Below are 15,065 nucleotides of genomic sequence, written 5' to 3' on the forward strand. Positions count from 1 at the left end.
AGATGTGTATAGGAGACAGCGTAGGGGGTTTCGGGGATGGGGATCGGGCGTAGCGAGGAGAGGGTGAGGTCCGGGGTATAGCGGTTCTTTCGAGTCGCCGTGCCCGGTACGACCTGGCCGGTGACCTCGATCCAGCTGTCCTGTTCCAGCCCGGCCAGGCTCTCCGGCCTGCCGTTGGCCAGCCGCACGGTGACCGGAAAGGCGTCGGCCGCGCAGCAGCCGATCACCATCCGGGCCAGCCGGGTGGAGCCATCGTCCTGCACTACGAACCCGGACAGCGACACCGTACGGCCGTTCAACGTCCCGTTCTTGTCCCAGCCCGCCCTGGCCACGAAGTCCGACACCGCGAGCGGAACCACCTCGTCGTCGGGCAGTGGCGGAAACGCCGCGGCGTCCCTCGCCTCCGAACTCTGCGGCGCTCTGGCCTGTGTCCGGGTAACAGAATCGGAGCCGAGCGCGGGCGGAGCGACGAGAAACACCGCGAGCACCGGGACCATCAGCAACCACGCCGAGCGCGCCGCGTGGTGGTGCTCGCTGCCGCAGCCCTCCCCCGATTCCCCCGGCCCCAGGGAATCCGCCGATTCCGCGGCGGCGGCCGCCCTGGCCGCCAATAGATCCCGTGCCATGGCGACCACGCCGAGCGCGACCATGACCGCACCACCGCCGAGGACCCACCACTGCTGCGACGGCTTGACATAGCGCAGGTAGTCCCCGGTGATCGCGATCTTCAGCAGCGCCCCGCCAAGCAGGATCAGCAGGATGTTCTGCGTCTCGCGCCTCACCTGACACCGCCCAGCACGAGCCAGCCGGCCAGTACGGCGCAACTGATCGCCACCACGAACGTGACCGGCGCGAACCGCAGCGCGAACGACCTGCCGAACGTGCCCGCCTGCAACGCGAACAGCTTGACATCGATCGCCGGACCGACCACGAGGAACACCAGCTTCGGCAGCAGTGGGAGCGCACTCAGCGACGCCGCGACGAACGCGTCCGCCTCACTGCACAGCGCCAGCAACACCGCGAGTACGGCCATCACCAGGATGCCGAGCACGATCTGCTCGCCCAGCGCGCTGAACCACTCGCCGGGTACCAGTACCCCCATCGCCGCGGAGATCAGCGCGCCCAGCACAAGGAACCCGCCCGCGTCGACGAGGTCCGCCCGTGCGGTCTCGGCGAAGGTGCGCCAGCGGTTACCGACCGCCACGTCCGGCATGCGGCGCAGTGCCCGCTCCGCGATCCACTCGAGCTTGCCCCACCGTGCCCACAGCCAGCCCATCACCATCGCGGTGGCGAGCGAGCCGAGGAACCGGGCGAGCACCATGCCGGGTTCGCCAGGGAAGGCGACGGCGGTGGCCACGAGCACCACCGGATTCACCGCGGGTGCGGCCAGCAGAAAGGTCAGCGCCGCGGCTGGGGCCACGCCCTGCCCGATCAGCCTGCGCGCGACGGGAACCGAGGCACACTCGCAGCCCGGCAGCGCGACACCGGCAAGGCCTGCCACACCCACGGCGGCGTTCTCCTTGCGTGGCAGGATCCTGCGCAACACCCGCGCCGGAACGAACGCGGCGATGCCACCACTGATCAGCACGCCGAGCACGAGGAAGGGCATCGCCTGCACGCACACCGCGACGAAAACGGTGGCTCCGGTGCGCAACGCCGGCACATCCAGCGTCGTCTGCAACCAGGACTGCCCCAGGATCGCGATCAGCAGGATCGCGCACAGCACCTCGACCGAGGTGAGGCCGCGCCTGCGGCGGACCGGCTCGGCGGGACCTACCGCGGTATCGGAAACCGTTTCCACCTGACGAATGATGCCAGGCGGCGTCAGCCGTCGGCGCCCGGCTCTCCTGATTCGGTCCCGAGCAGGTCTGACCTGACCTGTGAGGCGGTGGACACGACCAGCATCAGCAGCGTGCCGAGCGGCGCGAGATCCATCCCCTGTGCCGGAAACGCGTAGCGCAAGGTGAGATCGATACCCCGGTCCGTGTGGACGGTGCCCAGGGTGCCGAACAGCCCCTGCCCCGCGCGTTCGGCGACCGCGGCGGCCAATCCCGCGTCCGCGGGCAGGTCCCAGGCGACGACGCAGGTCAGGCTCAGCATCGTCAGTCCCTCGGCGAGCCGGGTCGCCTGAACGACGCACGGGACGTCGGCGTGGGAGAAGGTGAGCGCACCGTCATCGTCCACATGGACTTCGAGGTAGCGCTCGAGCGACTGCCGTGCTCTGGTCAGCAGGTCCGCGGTGTCGGCGGCTTCCATGGTCATGATGCGTCCTCCGAAAACGGCGCAGACGGTGTGGACGGCCGGGACGGGGCCACCCCTTCGGTGTCGGCTGCCAGGTCCTGCGCCGCGCCGAAGCGGCGGTCCCGTTTGGCGTACTCCAGACACGCTCTCCAGAGATGCGTCCGGTCGAAGTCCGGGAACAGCGTGTCCTGGAAGACGAACTCGGCATAAGCCGCCTGCCACAGCATGAAGTTCGAGGTGCGCTGCTCACCCGAAGGCCGCAGGAACAGGTCCACGTCCGGCATTTCCGGCTGGTACAGGTACCGAGCGATGGTTCGCTCGTCCACCTTGTCCGGATTGATCTGCCCCTCGGCCGCCAGCTGCGCGATCCGGCGCACCGCGTCACCGATTTCGGCCCTGCCGCCGTAGTTGACACACATGGTCATGTTCATCGTGGTGTTGTGCCTGGTCTTCTCCTCGGCGACCTGCAACTCCTTGATGACACTGCGCCAGAGCTTCGGCCTGCGGCCGGCCCAGCGGATCCGGACCCCGATCGAACCGAGATAGTCGACCTGGCGCCGGATCGTGTCCCGGTTGAAGCCCATCAGGAAACGGACCTCGTCCGGACTCCGCTTCCAGTTCTCCGTCGAGAAGGCGTACACCGACAACCATTTGACGCCGAGTTCGACAGCGCCGCTGGCGACGTCGATCATCACGGCCTCGCCGCGCTTATGCCCCTCGATCCGCGGCAGGCCGCGCTGGTTGGCCCAGCGACCGTTGCCGTCCATCACCAGCGCGACGTGTTGTGGCACCAGTTCCGCCGGAATGTCCGGCGGCCGCGCACCGGAGGGATGCGGATCCGGAGCTCGCAGATCTCCTGGTGAAACCACGGTCGTGCGTCCCCTGCGCCGCACTGATACCTCCTCGCCGGCGGACCTGAGCAACTGCTCACCCTACTTGCCGCTCACCGGCTCCTCGCGGGGACGCCATTCGTGAGCCCTGCGCTCCACGAACGGCAACGACCGCAGCTGACGCTCCAGATGCCACTGCAGATGGGCCGCGACCAGCCCGCTGGCATCGCGCCGGGTCCCCTGCACACTCCGCTCTGCGACGGTCCACTCGCCGTTCAGCAGCGCTTCGAGCAGTACCAGCACTTCCGGTGCGAGATGGACGGAACCGGCCGCCCTGCAGCGTACGCAGAGCGATCCGCCCGCCTGGACGTGGAACGCGGCGTGCGGGCCGGGGTCGCCACAGCGGGCACACTCGGCGATCGCCGGGGCCCAGCCCGCGAAAGACATCGCCCGCAGGAAGAACGCGTCCAGCACGAGGGACGCGTCCCGTTCGCCGGCCGCAAGGGCGCGCAGTGCCCCAGTGACCAGTAGGTACAGCTTGAGGGCGGGCTCACCCTCCTCCGCGGCCAGCCGGTCGGCGGTCTCGGTGATGGCACTGGCCGCCATATAGCGCTGGTAGTCGGCCACCAGGGGCAGGGCGAACGCGTCCACCGTCTGCACCTGCGTGATCACGTCGAGACTGCGCCCCGTGTAGAACTGCACGTCGACGTGGCCGAACGGCTCGAGTCTCGCGCCGAACCTGGAGGTGGTCCGGCGCACGCCCTTCGCCACAGCGCGCACCTTGCCGTGCCTGCGGGTGAGCAGGGTGATGATCCGGTCGGCCTCACCCAGCTTGTGCACCCGCAGCACAACTCCGGTGTCGCGGTAGAGACTCACCTGACCATCGTCCCACCTCGGGGTGACAACCGGGCGCTCAACGTGCGGCGGGGTTGCGTGCCTTTGGGAAGGGCGCTGTTACTGCGGCGGGTACTGGCCACCGAATCCGCCCGGCTGCTGGGGCTGCTGGGGAAAGCCACCGGGCTGCGGCGGCTGCTGCGGAAAGCCGCCCTGGCCGGGGAACCCACCCGGCTGCTGGCCGTAGCCGCCCTGCTGGGGCTGCTGCTGGGGGAACCCGCCGGGCTGCTGGGGCGCGAACTGCTGCGGGTAACCGCCCGGCTGAGCCGGGAAGGCGCCGGGCTGCTGGGCGCCCCCGGGCCCTCCTGGCCCTGCGGGAGACTGGATCACCACGGTCGAAATGATCTTGTCAGCGAACGTCTGGCGCTTCTCGTCCCACAAGGGCCAGAGAAAGCCGATGTAGCAGGCAGCGCCGTCCAAGAAGTGCGCCAGGTCGCGAACGAAAGCCATGCCGGCTCCGATGGGTTGTCCGGTCTGCTCGCCGAGCAGTCGAATGCCCACCACCCGCTTGCCAAGCGACTGCCCGGTGTTGCCACCCTGGATCCACCGGTTGTAGATCGACCAGCCGAGCGCGACCATGCCGCCAATGCCCACCAGGATGCTGCCGGCTGTGATCGAACCGAGCATCACGGCGTAGCCGATCAAGATGATGACGTACGGGGGCGCCATGTCGATCAGGTATGCCCCGACGCGCTGCCCCCAGCTCGCGAGTCCCTGTTGCGGACCGGGCGGCCCACCGAATGGTGGCTGACCGGGAGCGCCGCCGAAGGGTGGCTGCTGCCCGGGGAACTGCCCCGGCGCGGGAAGTGGGCCGGAGGGGTGGCCGTAGGCGCCCTGCGGCGGCTGCCCCTGAGCCGGACCAGGCTGTGCCTGGAATCCACCGGACGGCTGCCCGTAGCCGCCGGGCTGTTGCTGCCCATACGACTGGGGCTCATACGGATTGGTCATCAGATCTCCCCCTGCTCGGCACACCCGGATTCGCGCCCGGGCCTGCAGGAGCGTACATCCTTGATCGCGGACTGTGCCGGAAGCCCGGAGCAGCTCATACCCGCAGCAAGACGAACGGGGCGAACGGCAGGTTACGCACGACGAGCCACACGACCAGGACCGTGGCGAACACCGGCGAGGTCCACCGCTGGTGCTGCCATCCGGGCACCGGGCGTCCATTCAGGCGGGTGCGTGCCCACGTGAGCATTCCCCAGACGAAGAGCACCACGGCGGGCGCACCGAGCGCGTTGTAGTGCAGAGCGGCCGAAAAGTCGCCGTGCAGCAGGCTGTAGACCATCCGCAGCCCGCCACAGGCCGGACAGGTGAGGCCCAGCAGTGCCTTCGTCGGGCAGATCGGGAGCGCACCTCCCGGCGTCGTCGGATCCGCCCACAGGATGACCGCGCAGCACCCGGCGACGCCTGCCAGCGCCGCAAGTGGCGGTCCGAGTGCGCGCACCCGTGAGTTGCCCGCGATGTCGGCACACCGCACCGGCCGCCGCACCCGTCAGACCCGCAGTGCGACGAACGGCTCGAAGGGCAGGTTGCGCACGACCGTCCACACCGCGATCACGACCCCGGTGGCGATCGGAGCCCACCGCCAGTGCAGCCAGCTCGGTACCCAGCGCCCTCGCAACCTGCCCGCGGTCCACGCGATCATGCTCCACGCGAACAGCACCAGCACAGCCAGGCTCACGGCGTTGTAGTGCAGTGCCGCGGGGAGATCGCCGTGCAGGACGCTGTAGATCATCCGGAGCGCGCCGCAGCCGGGGCAGATGATCCCGAACAATGTCTTCGTCGGGCAAGTGGGCAGGACCCCGCCCGGCGTCGTGGGATCGGCGAGCGCGACGACGGCGCATCCGGCCGCCGCCACGCCCACGACACCGAGCGGCGGCGCCAGTGCGTTGAGCCGCGAGCGCCATCCCGGCACGGGGACTCCGGTGTAGACGCCTGCCGTCATGGCAAGGAGTCCTGCAGCGAAACGCCGGCGACCACCAGCCCCACCACTATGAACGCGATATAGAGCAGCACGCCGATCCCCGCCACGATCGCGGACCACATAGCCCACTTCTTGGCGTCGTTCGCGGCCTTCTGCGCTTCGGTGGGGTAGCCCTGTGCCCACAGCGTCTGCACCTGGTTGGACTTCACGATCGAGACGATCCCGAGCGGCAGGCAGCAGAGCACGGTGGACAGGATCGCCCAGACCAGGTGGTTCTCCGGGGGAGGGCCGTACCCGTAGCCGCCGTACTGACCCTGTTGACCGTGCGGCCACGGCTGGCCCATGGGCCCCACCGGACCCGGCTGCGGCGCCTGGCCGTACCCGCCGTGCGGATCCTGGCCCCCCTGGTTCTGCGGGTACTGGGGGTACTGGTCGTTCACTGAACCTCCTGTTCCTTGCCACCGGGCCCGGCGACCTGATTCCGGCCTAGTACTCCAGATTCGCGGTGGTGCCCAAGGTGATCACACCGGCGACCAACAGGATTCCCCAGAGCATGCTGAGGGCGACGCCGGTGACCGCGGCGATGATCGCCCATTTCCTGGCGTCCGCTGCCGCCGCCCGCGCCTGCTCCTGCGCTCCCGTAGCCCAGAGTGAGTTCACCTTGCTGGCCTTGACGATCGACACGATGCCGAACGGAAGGCAGCAGAAGATAGTGGTGAGAATGCCCCACACCAGGTTGCTTCCGGGAGGCGGCTGCTGCGAGTACTGCGGCCCGCCCTGAGGTTCACCAGGGTGGCTCGGTAGGCCGTATTCGTCGGTCATGGTCGTCCTTTGCACTGGCTCTCGATAGGAACCGACGAACCTTAGGATGCGACTGTTGCAGCGGGTGTCCGAATCGGCCCCGCCGTGACCACATCGAGACCCTAGAAGCCCAGCCTGCGCAGCTGTTTCGGATCGCGCTGCCAGTCCTTGGCGACCTTGATGTGCAGGTCCAGGTACACCTTGCTGCCCAGCAGGGCTTCGATCTGCTGACGCGCCCTCGCGCCCACATCCTTGAGGCGCTCGCCCTTGTGCCCGAGAATGATGCCCTTCTGGCTGGACCGCTCCACGTAAAGGAACGCGTACACGTCCAGCAGGTCGTCGCGGCCCTCGCGGGGCAGCATTTCCTCCACTGTCACGGCGATCGAGTGCGGGAGTTCATCGCGGACCCCTTCCAGCGCGGCCTCCCGGATCAGCTCCGCGACCAGCGTCTGCTCGGGCTCGTCGGTCAGATCGCCGTCGGGATAGAGCTGTGGCCCCTCGGGCAGCTTGCGGACCAGTAGGTCGGCGAGGGTGGTGACCTGGAAGCCGTCCACGGCGGACACCGGTACCAGTTCGGCGAACTCCATGACCTCCTGCAGCGCCAGCAACTGCTCGGCGACGCGTTCCGGCCCCACCAGGTCGGTCTTGGTCACCACGCCGATCACCGGTGTCCGCTTGGCGATCTTGGCCAGCTCCGCGGCGATGAACCGGTCCCCCGGCCCGATCTTCTCGTCAGCCGGGACACAGAGCCCGACCACGTCCACTTCGGACCACGTGGAATGCACGATGTCGTTGAGCCGCTGGCCGAGCAACGTGCGCGGCCGGTGCAGGCCCGGCGTGTCGACGATGACCAGCTGTGCGTCCTCCCGGTGCACGATCCCGCGGATCGCGTGCCGGGTGGTCTGCGGCTTGCTCGAGGTGATCGCGACCTTACTTCCGACCAGTGCGTTGGTCAGGGTCGACTTGCCCGCATTGGGACGTCCGACGAAGCAGGCGAATCCGGACCGGTGCTCTGGCTGAGTGCTCACCCACAGCATTGTCGCCTATGCCCGCCGCACGCTGACGAGCCCATGACCCTCACCGGCTACTCCGGCCGCAGGACCTCCTGGACCGTGCCGGACGGATCCGCGAGGAAGATCGGCGCGCGCCCACCCATATCGCGCAGCGCGTGCACCGAAGCCTGGTCGAACAGCGGAGCCGCACCGACGATCGCCGCGGCCTCGATACCTTCGGCCCCGCTGGAGACCGCGGCGGCGATCGCGGCCTGGATCGCGGTGAGCGAGTACGACGGCAAATCGACCGTGCACGCCGCATAGGTGCGTCCATCGGTGTCCCGGATGGCGGCTCCCTCCGCCGCCTGGGTGCGGGCCCTCGCGGACCTGGCGAGGATCACGATCTTCTCGTCCTCCGGCCCCAGCTCGATCCCGGCCGTCTCCTCAGGCATGTTCGACACTCCTGTCCCGCTCGTCGTCGTCCCCGGCACCGGTCACGCGCATCCTGCGCCCGGCGATCCGCTCATCGTTGGCGTGCACCACCACAGTGGTGATCCGCATCCGGCCACGCCGGTCCTTACCGCCCTCAGCGTGCAGCCGCAGACCCTCGACCTCGGCCTCCGCCCCGGGCAGTGGCACCCTGCCGAGCCGCTGCGCCAGCAGGCCGCCGACGGTCTCCACGTCCTGCTCGCCGAGGTCCAGGCCGAACAACTCCGCGAGATCGTCGACGCCGAGGCGAGCGGAGACCCGGACGGTGCTGTCGTCGATGTGCTCGATCGGTGGTCTCTCGTCGGTGTCGGACTCGTCGGTGATCTCCCCGACGATCTCCTCCAGAATGTCCTCGATCGTCAGCAGGCCCGCGGTTCCGCCGTACTCGTCGACGGCGATGGCCATGTGATTGTGCGAGACCTGCATGTCCTTGAGCAGCTCGTCCAGGCGTTTGGAGTCCGGCACGTAGCTGGCTGGGTTCATCAGTTCGCCCACCGCGGTCGCCGAGCCTTCCGCGGCCATGGAGGACTGCACCAGGTCCTTGAGGTTCACCACGCCGACGATGTCGTCCACGGATTCACCGATCACCGGCAGCCGGGTGAAGCCGGTGCGCAGCGACAGCGCGAGCGCCTGCCGGACCGACTTGGTGTTCTCGATCCAGACGATCTCGGTACGCGGCACCATGACCTCCCTGGCCACGGTGTCGCCGAGTTCGAAGACCGAGTGGATCATCTCCCGTTCCTCGGTGCCGACGACCCCGCGTTCCTCGGCCATGTCCACCAGTTCGCGTAGCTCGACCTCTGAACTGAAGGGACCCTCACGGAAGCCACGGCCGGGGGTGATGGCGTTACCGACCACGATGAGCAGTTTGCTCAGCGGCCCGAGGATGGTGCCGAGCACGCGGACCGGTCCCGCCAGCAACAATCCGACCCGGTAAGGGTGCTGGCGCCCGATTGTGCGCGGGCCGACCCCGATCAGGACGTAGCTGACGACGACCATCACCACCGCGGCGACGGCCACCGCCAGCCCGTCCGGGTTGATCCAGCGCAGGCACACCACCGTGACGAGCACCGTGGAGGTGAGTTCGCAGCTCATCCTGAGCAGCAACAGCAGGTTGATATGCCGCCTGCGCTCGTCCACCACCAGGGACAGCTGCCGGGCACCGGTGCTGCCGAGCCGGACGAGGCCGTCCGCCCGCGCCCTGGACACGGTGCTCACGGCGGCGTCCGCGGCGGCGAACACGCCACCGAGCAGCACGAGCACCACGGCGACAACCAGCAGGGTTACGGAAGGAAGCACGGTGCGGACCTAGTGACCCGATGGGTCGGCTGGGCCTCCGTCGAGGCCCACCGTGCCGAGCAGGCGGTCATCGGCGCTGCGCTGCGCGTCCCTGCGCTGGGCGGCGAGGGTGGCTGCCTGGAACTCGGCGAGGATGCGCTTCTGCAAGCCGAACATCTCGCGTTCCTCAGCTGGTTCGGCGTGGTCGTAACCGAGCAGGTGCAACACGCCGTGCACGGTCAGCAGATGCAACTCGTCGGTCAGCGAGTGACCGGCCGTATGCGCCTGGTCCTTCGCGAACGCTGGACAGAGCACGATGTCCCCGAGCAGCGCGGGAGACGACTCCGGAGCGTCCGGGCGCCGCGTCGACTCCAGCTCATCCATCGGGAACGCCATCACGTCGGTGGGGCCCGGCAGGTCCATCCACCTTTCGTGCAGTTCCTCCATCACCTCGAGGGTGACCAGCAGGACCGACAGTTCCGCGAGCGGGCTGACTTCCATCTTGTCCAAGGCGAACCGGGCCGCGGAGACGATGGACGTCTCGTCCGCCTGCACGCCCGACTCGTTGGCGATCTCGATACTCATTCGGTTACCGGCGGCCCTTCCAGGACTTTCCCGACTCCTTCGAGTCCTCGGCCACCTGCCACTTCTCGTAGGCGTCGACGATGTCGCCGACCAGCCGGTGCCGAACGACGTCCTGACTAGTCAGGGAGGAGAAATGCAGGTCGTCCACGCCTTCCAGGATCTCCCGGACGATCCGCAGACCACTGCGCTGCCCGCTGGGCAGGTCGATCTGGGTGATGTCGCCGGTCACCACGATCTTCGAGCCGAAACCCAGCCGGGTGAGGAACATCTTCATCTGCTCGGGAGTGGTGTTCTGTGCCTCGTCGAGAATGATGAATGCGTCGTTGAGGGTGCGCCCGCGCATGTACGCCAGCGGTGCGATCTCGATGGTTCCCGCCTGCATGAGCCGCGGAATCGACTCCGGGTCGACCATGTCGTGCAACGCGTCGTAGAGCGGCCGCAGGTAGGGGTCGATCTTCTCGTACAGGGTGCCCGGCAGGTAACCGAGGCGCTCCCCCGCTTCGACGGCCGGCCGGGTGAGCACGATCCGGGTCACCTGCTTGGCCTGCAGTGCCTGCACGGCCTTGGCCATCGCGAGGTAGGTCTTACCGGTACCCGCGGGGCCGATCCCGAACACGACGGTGTGCTTGTCGATCGCGTCCACGTAGCGCTTCTGATTCAGCGTCTTGGGCCTGATCGTGCGTCCACGCCGCGACAGGATGTCCATGCTGAGGACCTCGGCTGGCGACTCGGAATCGCCCGCGGAGAGCATGCCGATCGTCCGGCGCACGGTGTCGGGCCCCACCTGCTGCCCTCGACTGGCCAGGGTCACCAGTTCGGCGAAGACCTGTTCGGCGAAAGCGATGTCGGCAGGGGCTCCGGTCAGCGTCACCTCGTTACCGCGGACGTGCACGTCCGCGTCCAGTAACTCCTCGACGATGCGGAGGTTCTCGTCCCGCGACCCCAGCAGGGTGAGCACCGCGGCGTCGGGAACGGGGAACTTGGACTGTGCCGGTGGAACTGCAGCCCCGGACGCCGGCTGCGGAATGTTCTCCGGAACGTCGTCGGATCGGGCGGCTCCACCCTGTGCGGTACCGGCCACGTGCGCTCGGGCCTGCTTTCTGCGCGTTCGCTTGTCGTTCGTTCGGTATGGACGCCCTCGATGCTAGCGGTACCAGCCGGGTGCGCGCAGTCACGTAACTTCTCAGCCGTCACCACGGCCGAAGAAGCCGAGCTGCTCACCACCCAGCACGTGAGCATGCACGTGGAAGACCGTCTGTCCCGCGTCCGCCCCGGTGTTGAAAACCACCCGGTACCCGGAGTCGGCGATCCCGTCCAGTTTCGCCACGGCCGCAGCCGCGGTCAGCACCTCCGCGAGCAGGGCCGGATCCGCCTCGGCGAGTTCACCCACATCGCGGTAGCGCTGCTTCGGCACCACGAGGGCGTGCACGCTCGCCTGCGGGTTGATGTCCCGGAAGGCCACCGTGTTCTCGGTCTCGTGAACGATCTCGGCCGGTATCTCCCTGGCGATGATCCGCTCGAACAAGGTCTCGGCGTCACTCATGCTCCTCAGCCTAGACCTTGCACGGCAGGCTGATTTCAGCAGCGCGAGCACAAGCTCCGGACGCGGTCACGGAGGGCCTCGGCGGTGAAACTGAACACCCCTGAACGTCGTCAGTATCGAATTGTTACTGTCCTGTGCCTATGGCCGTGACCAAATCCGACGATGGCGAGCGTCCGTTCTCCGGCCCTGCCCCCGCACCGGTAGAGGCCGGGTCGATGGTGCCGCCGGCGACACCGCGCCACGTGAGCTGGGATGCACTTCGGGTGATCGCCATCGCGGCGGTACTCGCCTACCACGCCACGTTCCTGGCCCCGCTGAATCTGCCCGGTCTCGACCTGCCACCCTGGCCGCTGCGGATGCACTTCCCGTTCGGCGCCTCGCTGCTGATCGTGGTTTCCGGCTACTTCGCCGCGATGACGGTCGGCAATCAACTACCGCTGCACTGGTGGGTTCGCCGGCTGGCCCGGCTGCTACCCGCGTTCTTCGTGGCCGTACTGGTCATCTTCGCCATCGTCCGCCTGTTCGCTCCGCCGGATTTTCCCCGGCCGAGCGGCACCGACCTCGTCGGCAATCTGGCGCTGCTGCATCTTTTGCTGCCACACATCGAACTCGTCGATCTCGCACACTGGACGATCCCGGTGCAGGTCAGCGGCTTCACCGCGATCGCGGTGCTGTCCGGGCGGATCAGCGGTCGCGCGGCCACCACGCTGCTGTGGACGATCCTTCTCGTTCCGATCCTCGTCCGGATCACTCTGATGACGCAGGACGCGCCTGCCTGGTTGAGCGCGGTGATGGACGGCAGCGGCCTGAACAGAGCCCACCTGCTCATCGCCGGGGTGGCCATTTACCGCTGGTCCAAGGCGAGGATGAGCTTTCCGCAACTGTTCGCCATGTTGTGCGTCGTGCTGTTCGCACACTCCGAACACCCGCCCGATGGCGACTCGGTGCCACCGTTCGCCGCCGCACTCGTGCTCATCTGCCTCGCCGCCTACCGTCCGGTCTGGCAACTGCCACTTCTGCTCACACTGGCGCGGCCCCTGCAGTGGCTTGCGGGCATCTCCTACGGCGTCTACCTGATGCACTACGCGATCGGCACGGTACTGGCCCGCCGGTTGGCGGATCTCGGGCTCGGTTGGTGGGTGTGGGTACCCGCGTTCGTGCTGTGCGCCGTGCTTCTCGGCTGGCTACTGACGATCTGCGTCGAGCGACCGGCCTTCCGGCTGCTGACGAAACGGCTGCCGGCCAAGGCTGGGTCGCGTCCAGCGTCCTGACGAAGTGCCGGGAGAAGAGCGCCGCGGGGCGGTGAAGCCTGGGGGTCGCTCCACCGCCACCGCGGCTCCGCCGGACCGAGGGGGGAGGTGTCCGGCGGTGACAACGGCGCGCCGGTAGTCCCCCGGTGCGCCAAAACCTTTCGTGGCGTCAGTCGCCAAGGGTAAACGCGTCAGTGTGCGCGCGCCAGGATCAGCCCCCGAATGCCAGCAAATAACCCGATCTGGCGGCGCCCGCAGCTACGGCATTCAGTGGAGTCAGTGGTTTTCGTGGCGACAGCGGCGAAAACGTCAGCGCCAGCGGGTACTGAGCACACCGATGGCACCGAGCGCGACGGCGCCCGCGGTCGAGGTCCGCAGGACGGTATGCCCGAGCCGTACACCGACGGCCCCGGCGTCGGTGAGCGCGGCGAGTTCCTCGGCCGTGATGCCACCCTCGGGTCCGACGACGAGCAGCACCTCGCCGCGCTCGGGCAGCACCGCGGCATCGATCGGGCCCGCTGCCTCCGCATCGAGCACCAACGTCCGCGCACTGCCCCGGACCAGCTCCACGAGTTCGCGTGTGCTCACCGGCTCCCGGACCTCGGGCAGCCACGCACGCCTCGCCTGCTTGGCCGCCGAGCGTGCGCTTGCACGCCAACGCTGCAGCGCCTTGGCCCCCCGCTGTCCCTCGTCCCAGCGGGCGACGCTGCGTGCCGCCCGCCACGGCAGCACGGCGTCCGCACCCGCCTCTGTGGCCAACTCCACCGCGAGCTCTCCCCTGTCGCCCTTGGCCAGCGCCTGCACCACCGTCACCGTGAGCTCGGGAGCGGGCTCGTGACGCCACTGCCGTACGTCGAGAATCAGCTCGGCGTCGCGGCCCGGGCGTGCTTGCGCGACGACGCAGTCGGCCAGGCCGCCCGCACCGTCGGAGAGCACGAGCCATTCGCCGGGGCGGAGCCTGCGCACCGTGGCGGCGTGCCTGGCCTCCTCGCCGTCGAGTACGGCGTCCTCGCCCTCGGGCAGCCGGGGGACGAGGAACACCGGCGGGGTGCTGCCCGCCTCGCGCACTAGCGGGACCTGGCGCGCAGCTTCGAGAAGAGCCCGCCGTGCTTGCTGCCGTTGCTGGCCAGCGTCGCCGACTCCTCGCCACGGCGCTGGGCCAGCTCGCGCAGCAGCTCCTCCTGGCCGTCGTCGAGTTTCGTGGGTACCACTACGTCGATGTGTACGTGCAGGTCACCTCGGCCGTCCACGCGTCCCGACGAGCGGAGGCGAGGCATGCCGAGCCCGGTCAGCACGAGCTCGGTGTTGGGCTGGGTGCCCGGCTCGATGTCGATGTCGTGCTCGCCGTCGATCAGTGTTTCCAGCGGCACGGTCGCGCCGAGCGCGGCGGTGGTCATCGGGATGCGGAAGTTGCAGTGCAGGTCATTGCCCTGCCGGACGAACACCTCGTGCGGTGCCTCGTCGACCTCCACGTACAGGTCACCGGCAGGGCCGCCACCGGGGCCGACCTCACCCTGCCCGGAGAGCCGGATCCGCATCCCGTCACCGACGCCAGGCGGGATCTTGGCGGTCACGTCGCGGCGAGACCGCACGCGACCGTCACCACCACACTGCCGGCATGGATCGGTGATCACCTCGCCGAAGCCACGGCACACCGGGCACGGGCGGGCGGTCACGACCTGGCCGAGGAACGAGCGCTGCACCGACTGGATCTCACCCGCTCCGCCACACGTGTCGCAGGTCGTGGTGGTGCCGTTCTCGCCGGTACCCGCGCCACGACACAGATCGCACAGGATCGCCGTGTCGACCGTGATCTCCTTGTCCACCCCGGTGGCACATTCCTCGAGCGTCAGGCCGATCCGGATCAGGGCGTCGGAGCCGGGCTGCACGCGGCTGCGGGGCCCACGTCCGCGGCCACCACCACCGCCCGCGGCACCGAAGAAGGCATCCATGATGTCGCCGAGGCCGCCGAACCCGGCGAACGGGTCGCGGCCGCCACCGCCGCCTGCCCCGCCGTCCATCGGATCCCCGCCGAGGTCGACGATCTTGCGCTTCTGCGGATCGGACAGCACCTCGTAGGCGCTGGTGACCTCGCTGAACTTGTGCTGTGCGTCCTCGGAGGGATTCACATCGGGGTGCAGTTCCCGAGCGAGCTTGCGGTAGGCGCGCTTGATCTCCTGATCCGACGCGTTCTTGGCCACCCCCAGGGTGCCGTAATAGTCCCTCGCCACCGTCTTG

General features: G+C 68.6%; 19 protein-coding genes. 1 reads left to right on the forward strand and 18 read right to left on the reverse strand.

The genetic code is table 11. The annotated features are described in order from the left end of the window. The 16 genes from D0C15_RS27060 to D0C15_RS27135 form a co-directional block, all read right to left on the reverse strand. On the reverse strand, positions 1-782 hold a 782-nt coding region (locus D0C15_RS27060), incomplete at its 3' end, for a TIGR03943 family putative permease subunit (protein WP_116050932.1). After that, the gene (locus D0C15_RS27065; protein ID WP_116050934.1) at positions 779-1,801 is read right to left on the reverse strand and encodes a permease; all 1,023 of its coding nucleotides are present in this window, start codon (positions 1,799-1,801) and stop codon (positions 779-781) included. The genes D0C15_RS27060 and D0C15_RS27065, both read right to left, overlap by 4 nt. A gap of 23 nt (positions 1,802-1,824) precedes the next feature. Next, positions 1,825-2,262, reverse strand: coding sequence for a hypothetical protein (locus tag D0C15_RS27070; RefSeq protein ID WP_116050936.1), 438 nt, complete (start codon positions 2,260-2,262; stop codon positions 1,825-1,827). Further along, positions 2,259-3,134 (reverse strand): isoprenyl transferase, encoded by an 876-nt coding sequence (locus D0C15_RS27075; protein ID WP_116050937.1) that lies wholly within the window; start codon positions 3,132-3,134, stop codon positions 2,259-2,261. Before D0C15_RS27075 ends, D0C15_RS27070 begins: the two co-directional genes overlap by 4 nt. Positions 3,135-3,173: 39 nt before the next feature. Further along, the gene (gene recO / locus D0C15_RS27080) at positions 3,174-3,947 is read right to left on the reverse strand and encodes a DNA repair protein RecO (RefSeq protein WP_116050939.1); all 774 of its coding nucleotides are present in this window, start codon (positions 3,945-3,947) and stop codon (positions 3,174-3,176) included. A gap of 78 nt (positions 3,948-4,025) precedes the next feature. Then, positions 4,026-4,913, reverse strand: a complete 888-nt coding sequence (locus tag D0C15_RS27085; RefSeq protein ID WP_116050941.1) for an RDD family protein — start codon at positions 4,911-4,913, stop codon at positions 4,026-4,028. Positions 4,914-5,007: 94 nt separating this feature from the next. Next, entirely contained in the window at positions 5,008-5,442 is a 435-nt protein-coding gene (locus D0C15_RS27090; protein ID WP_245976291.1) for a DUF2752 domain-containing protein, read from the reverse strand. Between the two features lie 15 nt (positions 5,443-5,457). Next, positions 5,458-5,910: a DUF2752 domain-containing protein gene (locus D0C15_RS27095; protein WP_116050945.1), complete on the reverse strand. Its 453-nt coding sequence runs from the start codon at positions 5,908-5,910 to the stop codon at positions 5,458-5,460. Continuing rightward, positions 5,907-6,329 carry a CD225/dispanin family protein gene (locus tag D0C15_RS27100; protein WP_425455434.1) on the reverse strand — a complete coding sequence of 141 codons (423 nt, stop codon included), beginning with the start codon at positions 6,327-6,329 and terminating at the stop codon, positions 5,907-5,909. The genes D0C15_RS27095 and D0C15_RS27100 overlap by 4 nt, the downstream gene beginning before the upstream one ends. A gap of 46 nt (positions 6,330-6,375) precedes the next feature. Further along, entirely contained in the window at positions 6,376-6,711 is a 336-nt protein-coding gene (locus D0C15_RS27105) for a CD225/dispanin family protein (RefSeq protein WP_116050947.1), read from the reverse strand. Between the two features lie 101 nt (positions 6,712-6,812). Further along, positions 6,813-7,718 (reverse strand): GTPase Era, encoded by a 906-nt coding sequence (gene era / locus D0C15_RS27110; protein WP_245976293.1) that lies wholly within the window; start codon positions 7,716-7,718, stop codon positions 6,813-6,815. Between the two features lie 56 nt (positions 7,719-7,774). Further along, entirely contained in the window at positions 7,775-8,134 is a 360-nt protein-coding gene (locus tag D0C15_RS27115; protein ID WP_116050951.1) for a cytidine deaminase, read from the reverse strand. Further along, a complete protein-coding gene (locus D0C15_RS27120; RefSeq protein WP_116050953.1) occupies positions 8,127-9,470 on the reverse strand; it encodes a hemolysin family protein in 1,344 nt (447 codons plus the stop codon). The genes D0C15_RS27115 and D0C15_RS27120 overlap by 8 nt, the downstream gene beginning before the upstream one ends. Before the next feature lie 9 nt (positions 9,471-9,479). Beyond that, positions 9,480-10,034, reverse strand: coding sequence for an rRNA maturation RNase YbeY (ybeY, locus tag D0C15_RS27125; protein WP_116050955.1), 555 nt, complete (start codon positions 10,032-10,034; stop codon positions 9,480-9,482). A 4-nt stretch (positions 10,035-10,038) separates the two neighbouring features. Beyond that, positions 10,039-11,115: a PhoH family protein gene (locus D0C15_RS27130; protein WP_116050956.1), complete on the reverse strand. Its 1,077-nt coding sequence runs from the start codon at positions 11,113-11,115 to the stop codon at positions 10,039-10,041. A gap of 102 nt (positions 11,116-11,217) precedes the next feature. Beyond that, positions 11,218-11,577 carry a histidine triad nucleotide-binding protein gene (locus D0C15_RS27135; protein ID WP_116050957.1) on the reverse strand — a complete coding sequence of 120 codons (360 nt, stop codon included), beginning with the start codon at positions 11,575-11,577 and terminating at the stop codon, positions 11,218-11,220. A 140-nt stretch (positions 11,578-11,717) separates the two neighbouring features. Here D0C15_RS27135 and D0C15_RS27140 point away from each other — a divergent pair, with 140 nt between their 5' ends. Continuing rightward, positions 11,718-12,848 carry an acyltransferase family protein gene (locus D0C15_RS27140; RefSeq protein ID WP_342768606.1) on the forward strand — a complete coding sequence of 377 codons (1,131 nt, stop codon included), beginning with the start codon at positions 11,718-11,720 and terminating at the stop codon, positions 12,846-12,848. 288 nt (positions 12,849-13,136) lie between these two features. Here the strand turns inward: D0C15_RS27140 and D0C15_RS27145 are convergent, their stop codons facing one another. Both D0C15_RS27145 and dnaJ read right to left on the reverse strand, forming a co-directional pair. Beyond that, a complete protein-coding gene (locus tag D0C15_RS27145) occupies positions 13,137-13,895 on the reverse strand; it encodes a 16S rRNA (uracil(1498)-N(3))-methyltransferase (RefSeq protein ID WP_116050958.1) in 759 nt (252 codons plus the stop codon). Beyond that, positions 13,895-15,058, reverse strand: coding sequence for a molecular chaperone DnaJ (dnaJ, locus tag D0C15_RS27150; RefSeq protein ID WP_116050959.1), 1,164 nt, complete (start codon positions 15,056-15,058; stop codon positions 13,895-13,897). Before dnaJ ends, D0C15_RS27145 begins: the two co-directional genes overlap by 1 nt. Positions 15,059-15,065 lie beyond the last annotated feature (7 nt).

Source organism: Amycolatopsis palatopharyngis, from assembly GCF_003385185.1.
Classification (GTDB): domain Bacteria; phylum Actinomycetota; class Actinomycetes; order Mycobacteriales; family Pseudonocardiaceae; genus Amycolatopsis; species Amycolatopsis palatopharyngis.

Excerpts from the sequence above, each read along its gene's own strand:
- D0C15_RS27070 (WP_116050936.1), bottom strand. The coding sequence starts at position 2,262 with ATGACCATGGAAGCCGCCGACACCGCGGACCTGCTGACCAGAGCACGG.
- D0C15_RS27085 (WP_116050941.1), bottom strand. The coding sequence starts at position 4,913 with ATGACCAATCCGTATGAGCCCCAGTCGTATGGGCAGCAACAGCCCGGC.
- D0C15_RS27095 (WP_116050945.1), bottom strand. The coding sequence starts at position 5,910 with ATGACGGCAGGCGTCTACACCGGAGTCCCCGTGCCGGGATGGCGCTCG.
- D0C15_RS27105 (WP_116050947.1), bottom strand. The coding sequence starts at position 6,711 with ATGACCGACGAATACGGCCTACCGAGCCACCCTGGTGAACCTCAGGGC.
- D0C15_RS27115 (WP_116050951.1), bottom strand. The coding sequence starts at position 8,134 with ATGCCTGAGGAGACGGCCGGGATCGAGCTGGGGCCGGAGGACGAGAAG.
- ybeY (WP_116050955.1), bottom strand. The coding sequence starts at position 10,034 with ATGAGTATCGAGATCGCCAACGAGTCGGGCGTGCAGGCGGACGAGACG.
- D0C15_RS27135 (WP_116050957.1), bottom strand. The coding sequence starts at position 11,577 with ATGAGTGACGCCGAGACCTTGTTCGAGCGGATCATCGCCAGGGAGATA.
- D0C15_RS27140 (WP_342768606.1), top strand. The coding sequence starts at position 11,718 with ATGGCCGTGACCAAATCCGACGATGGCGAGCGTCCGTTCTCCGGCCCT.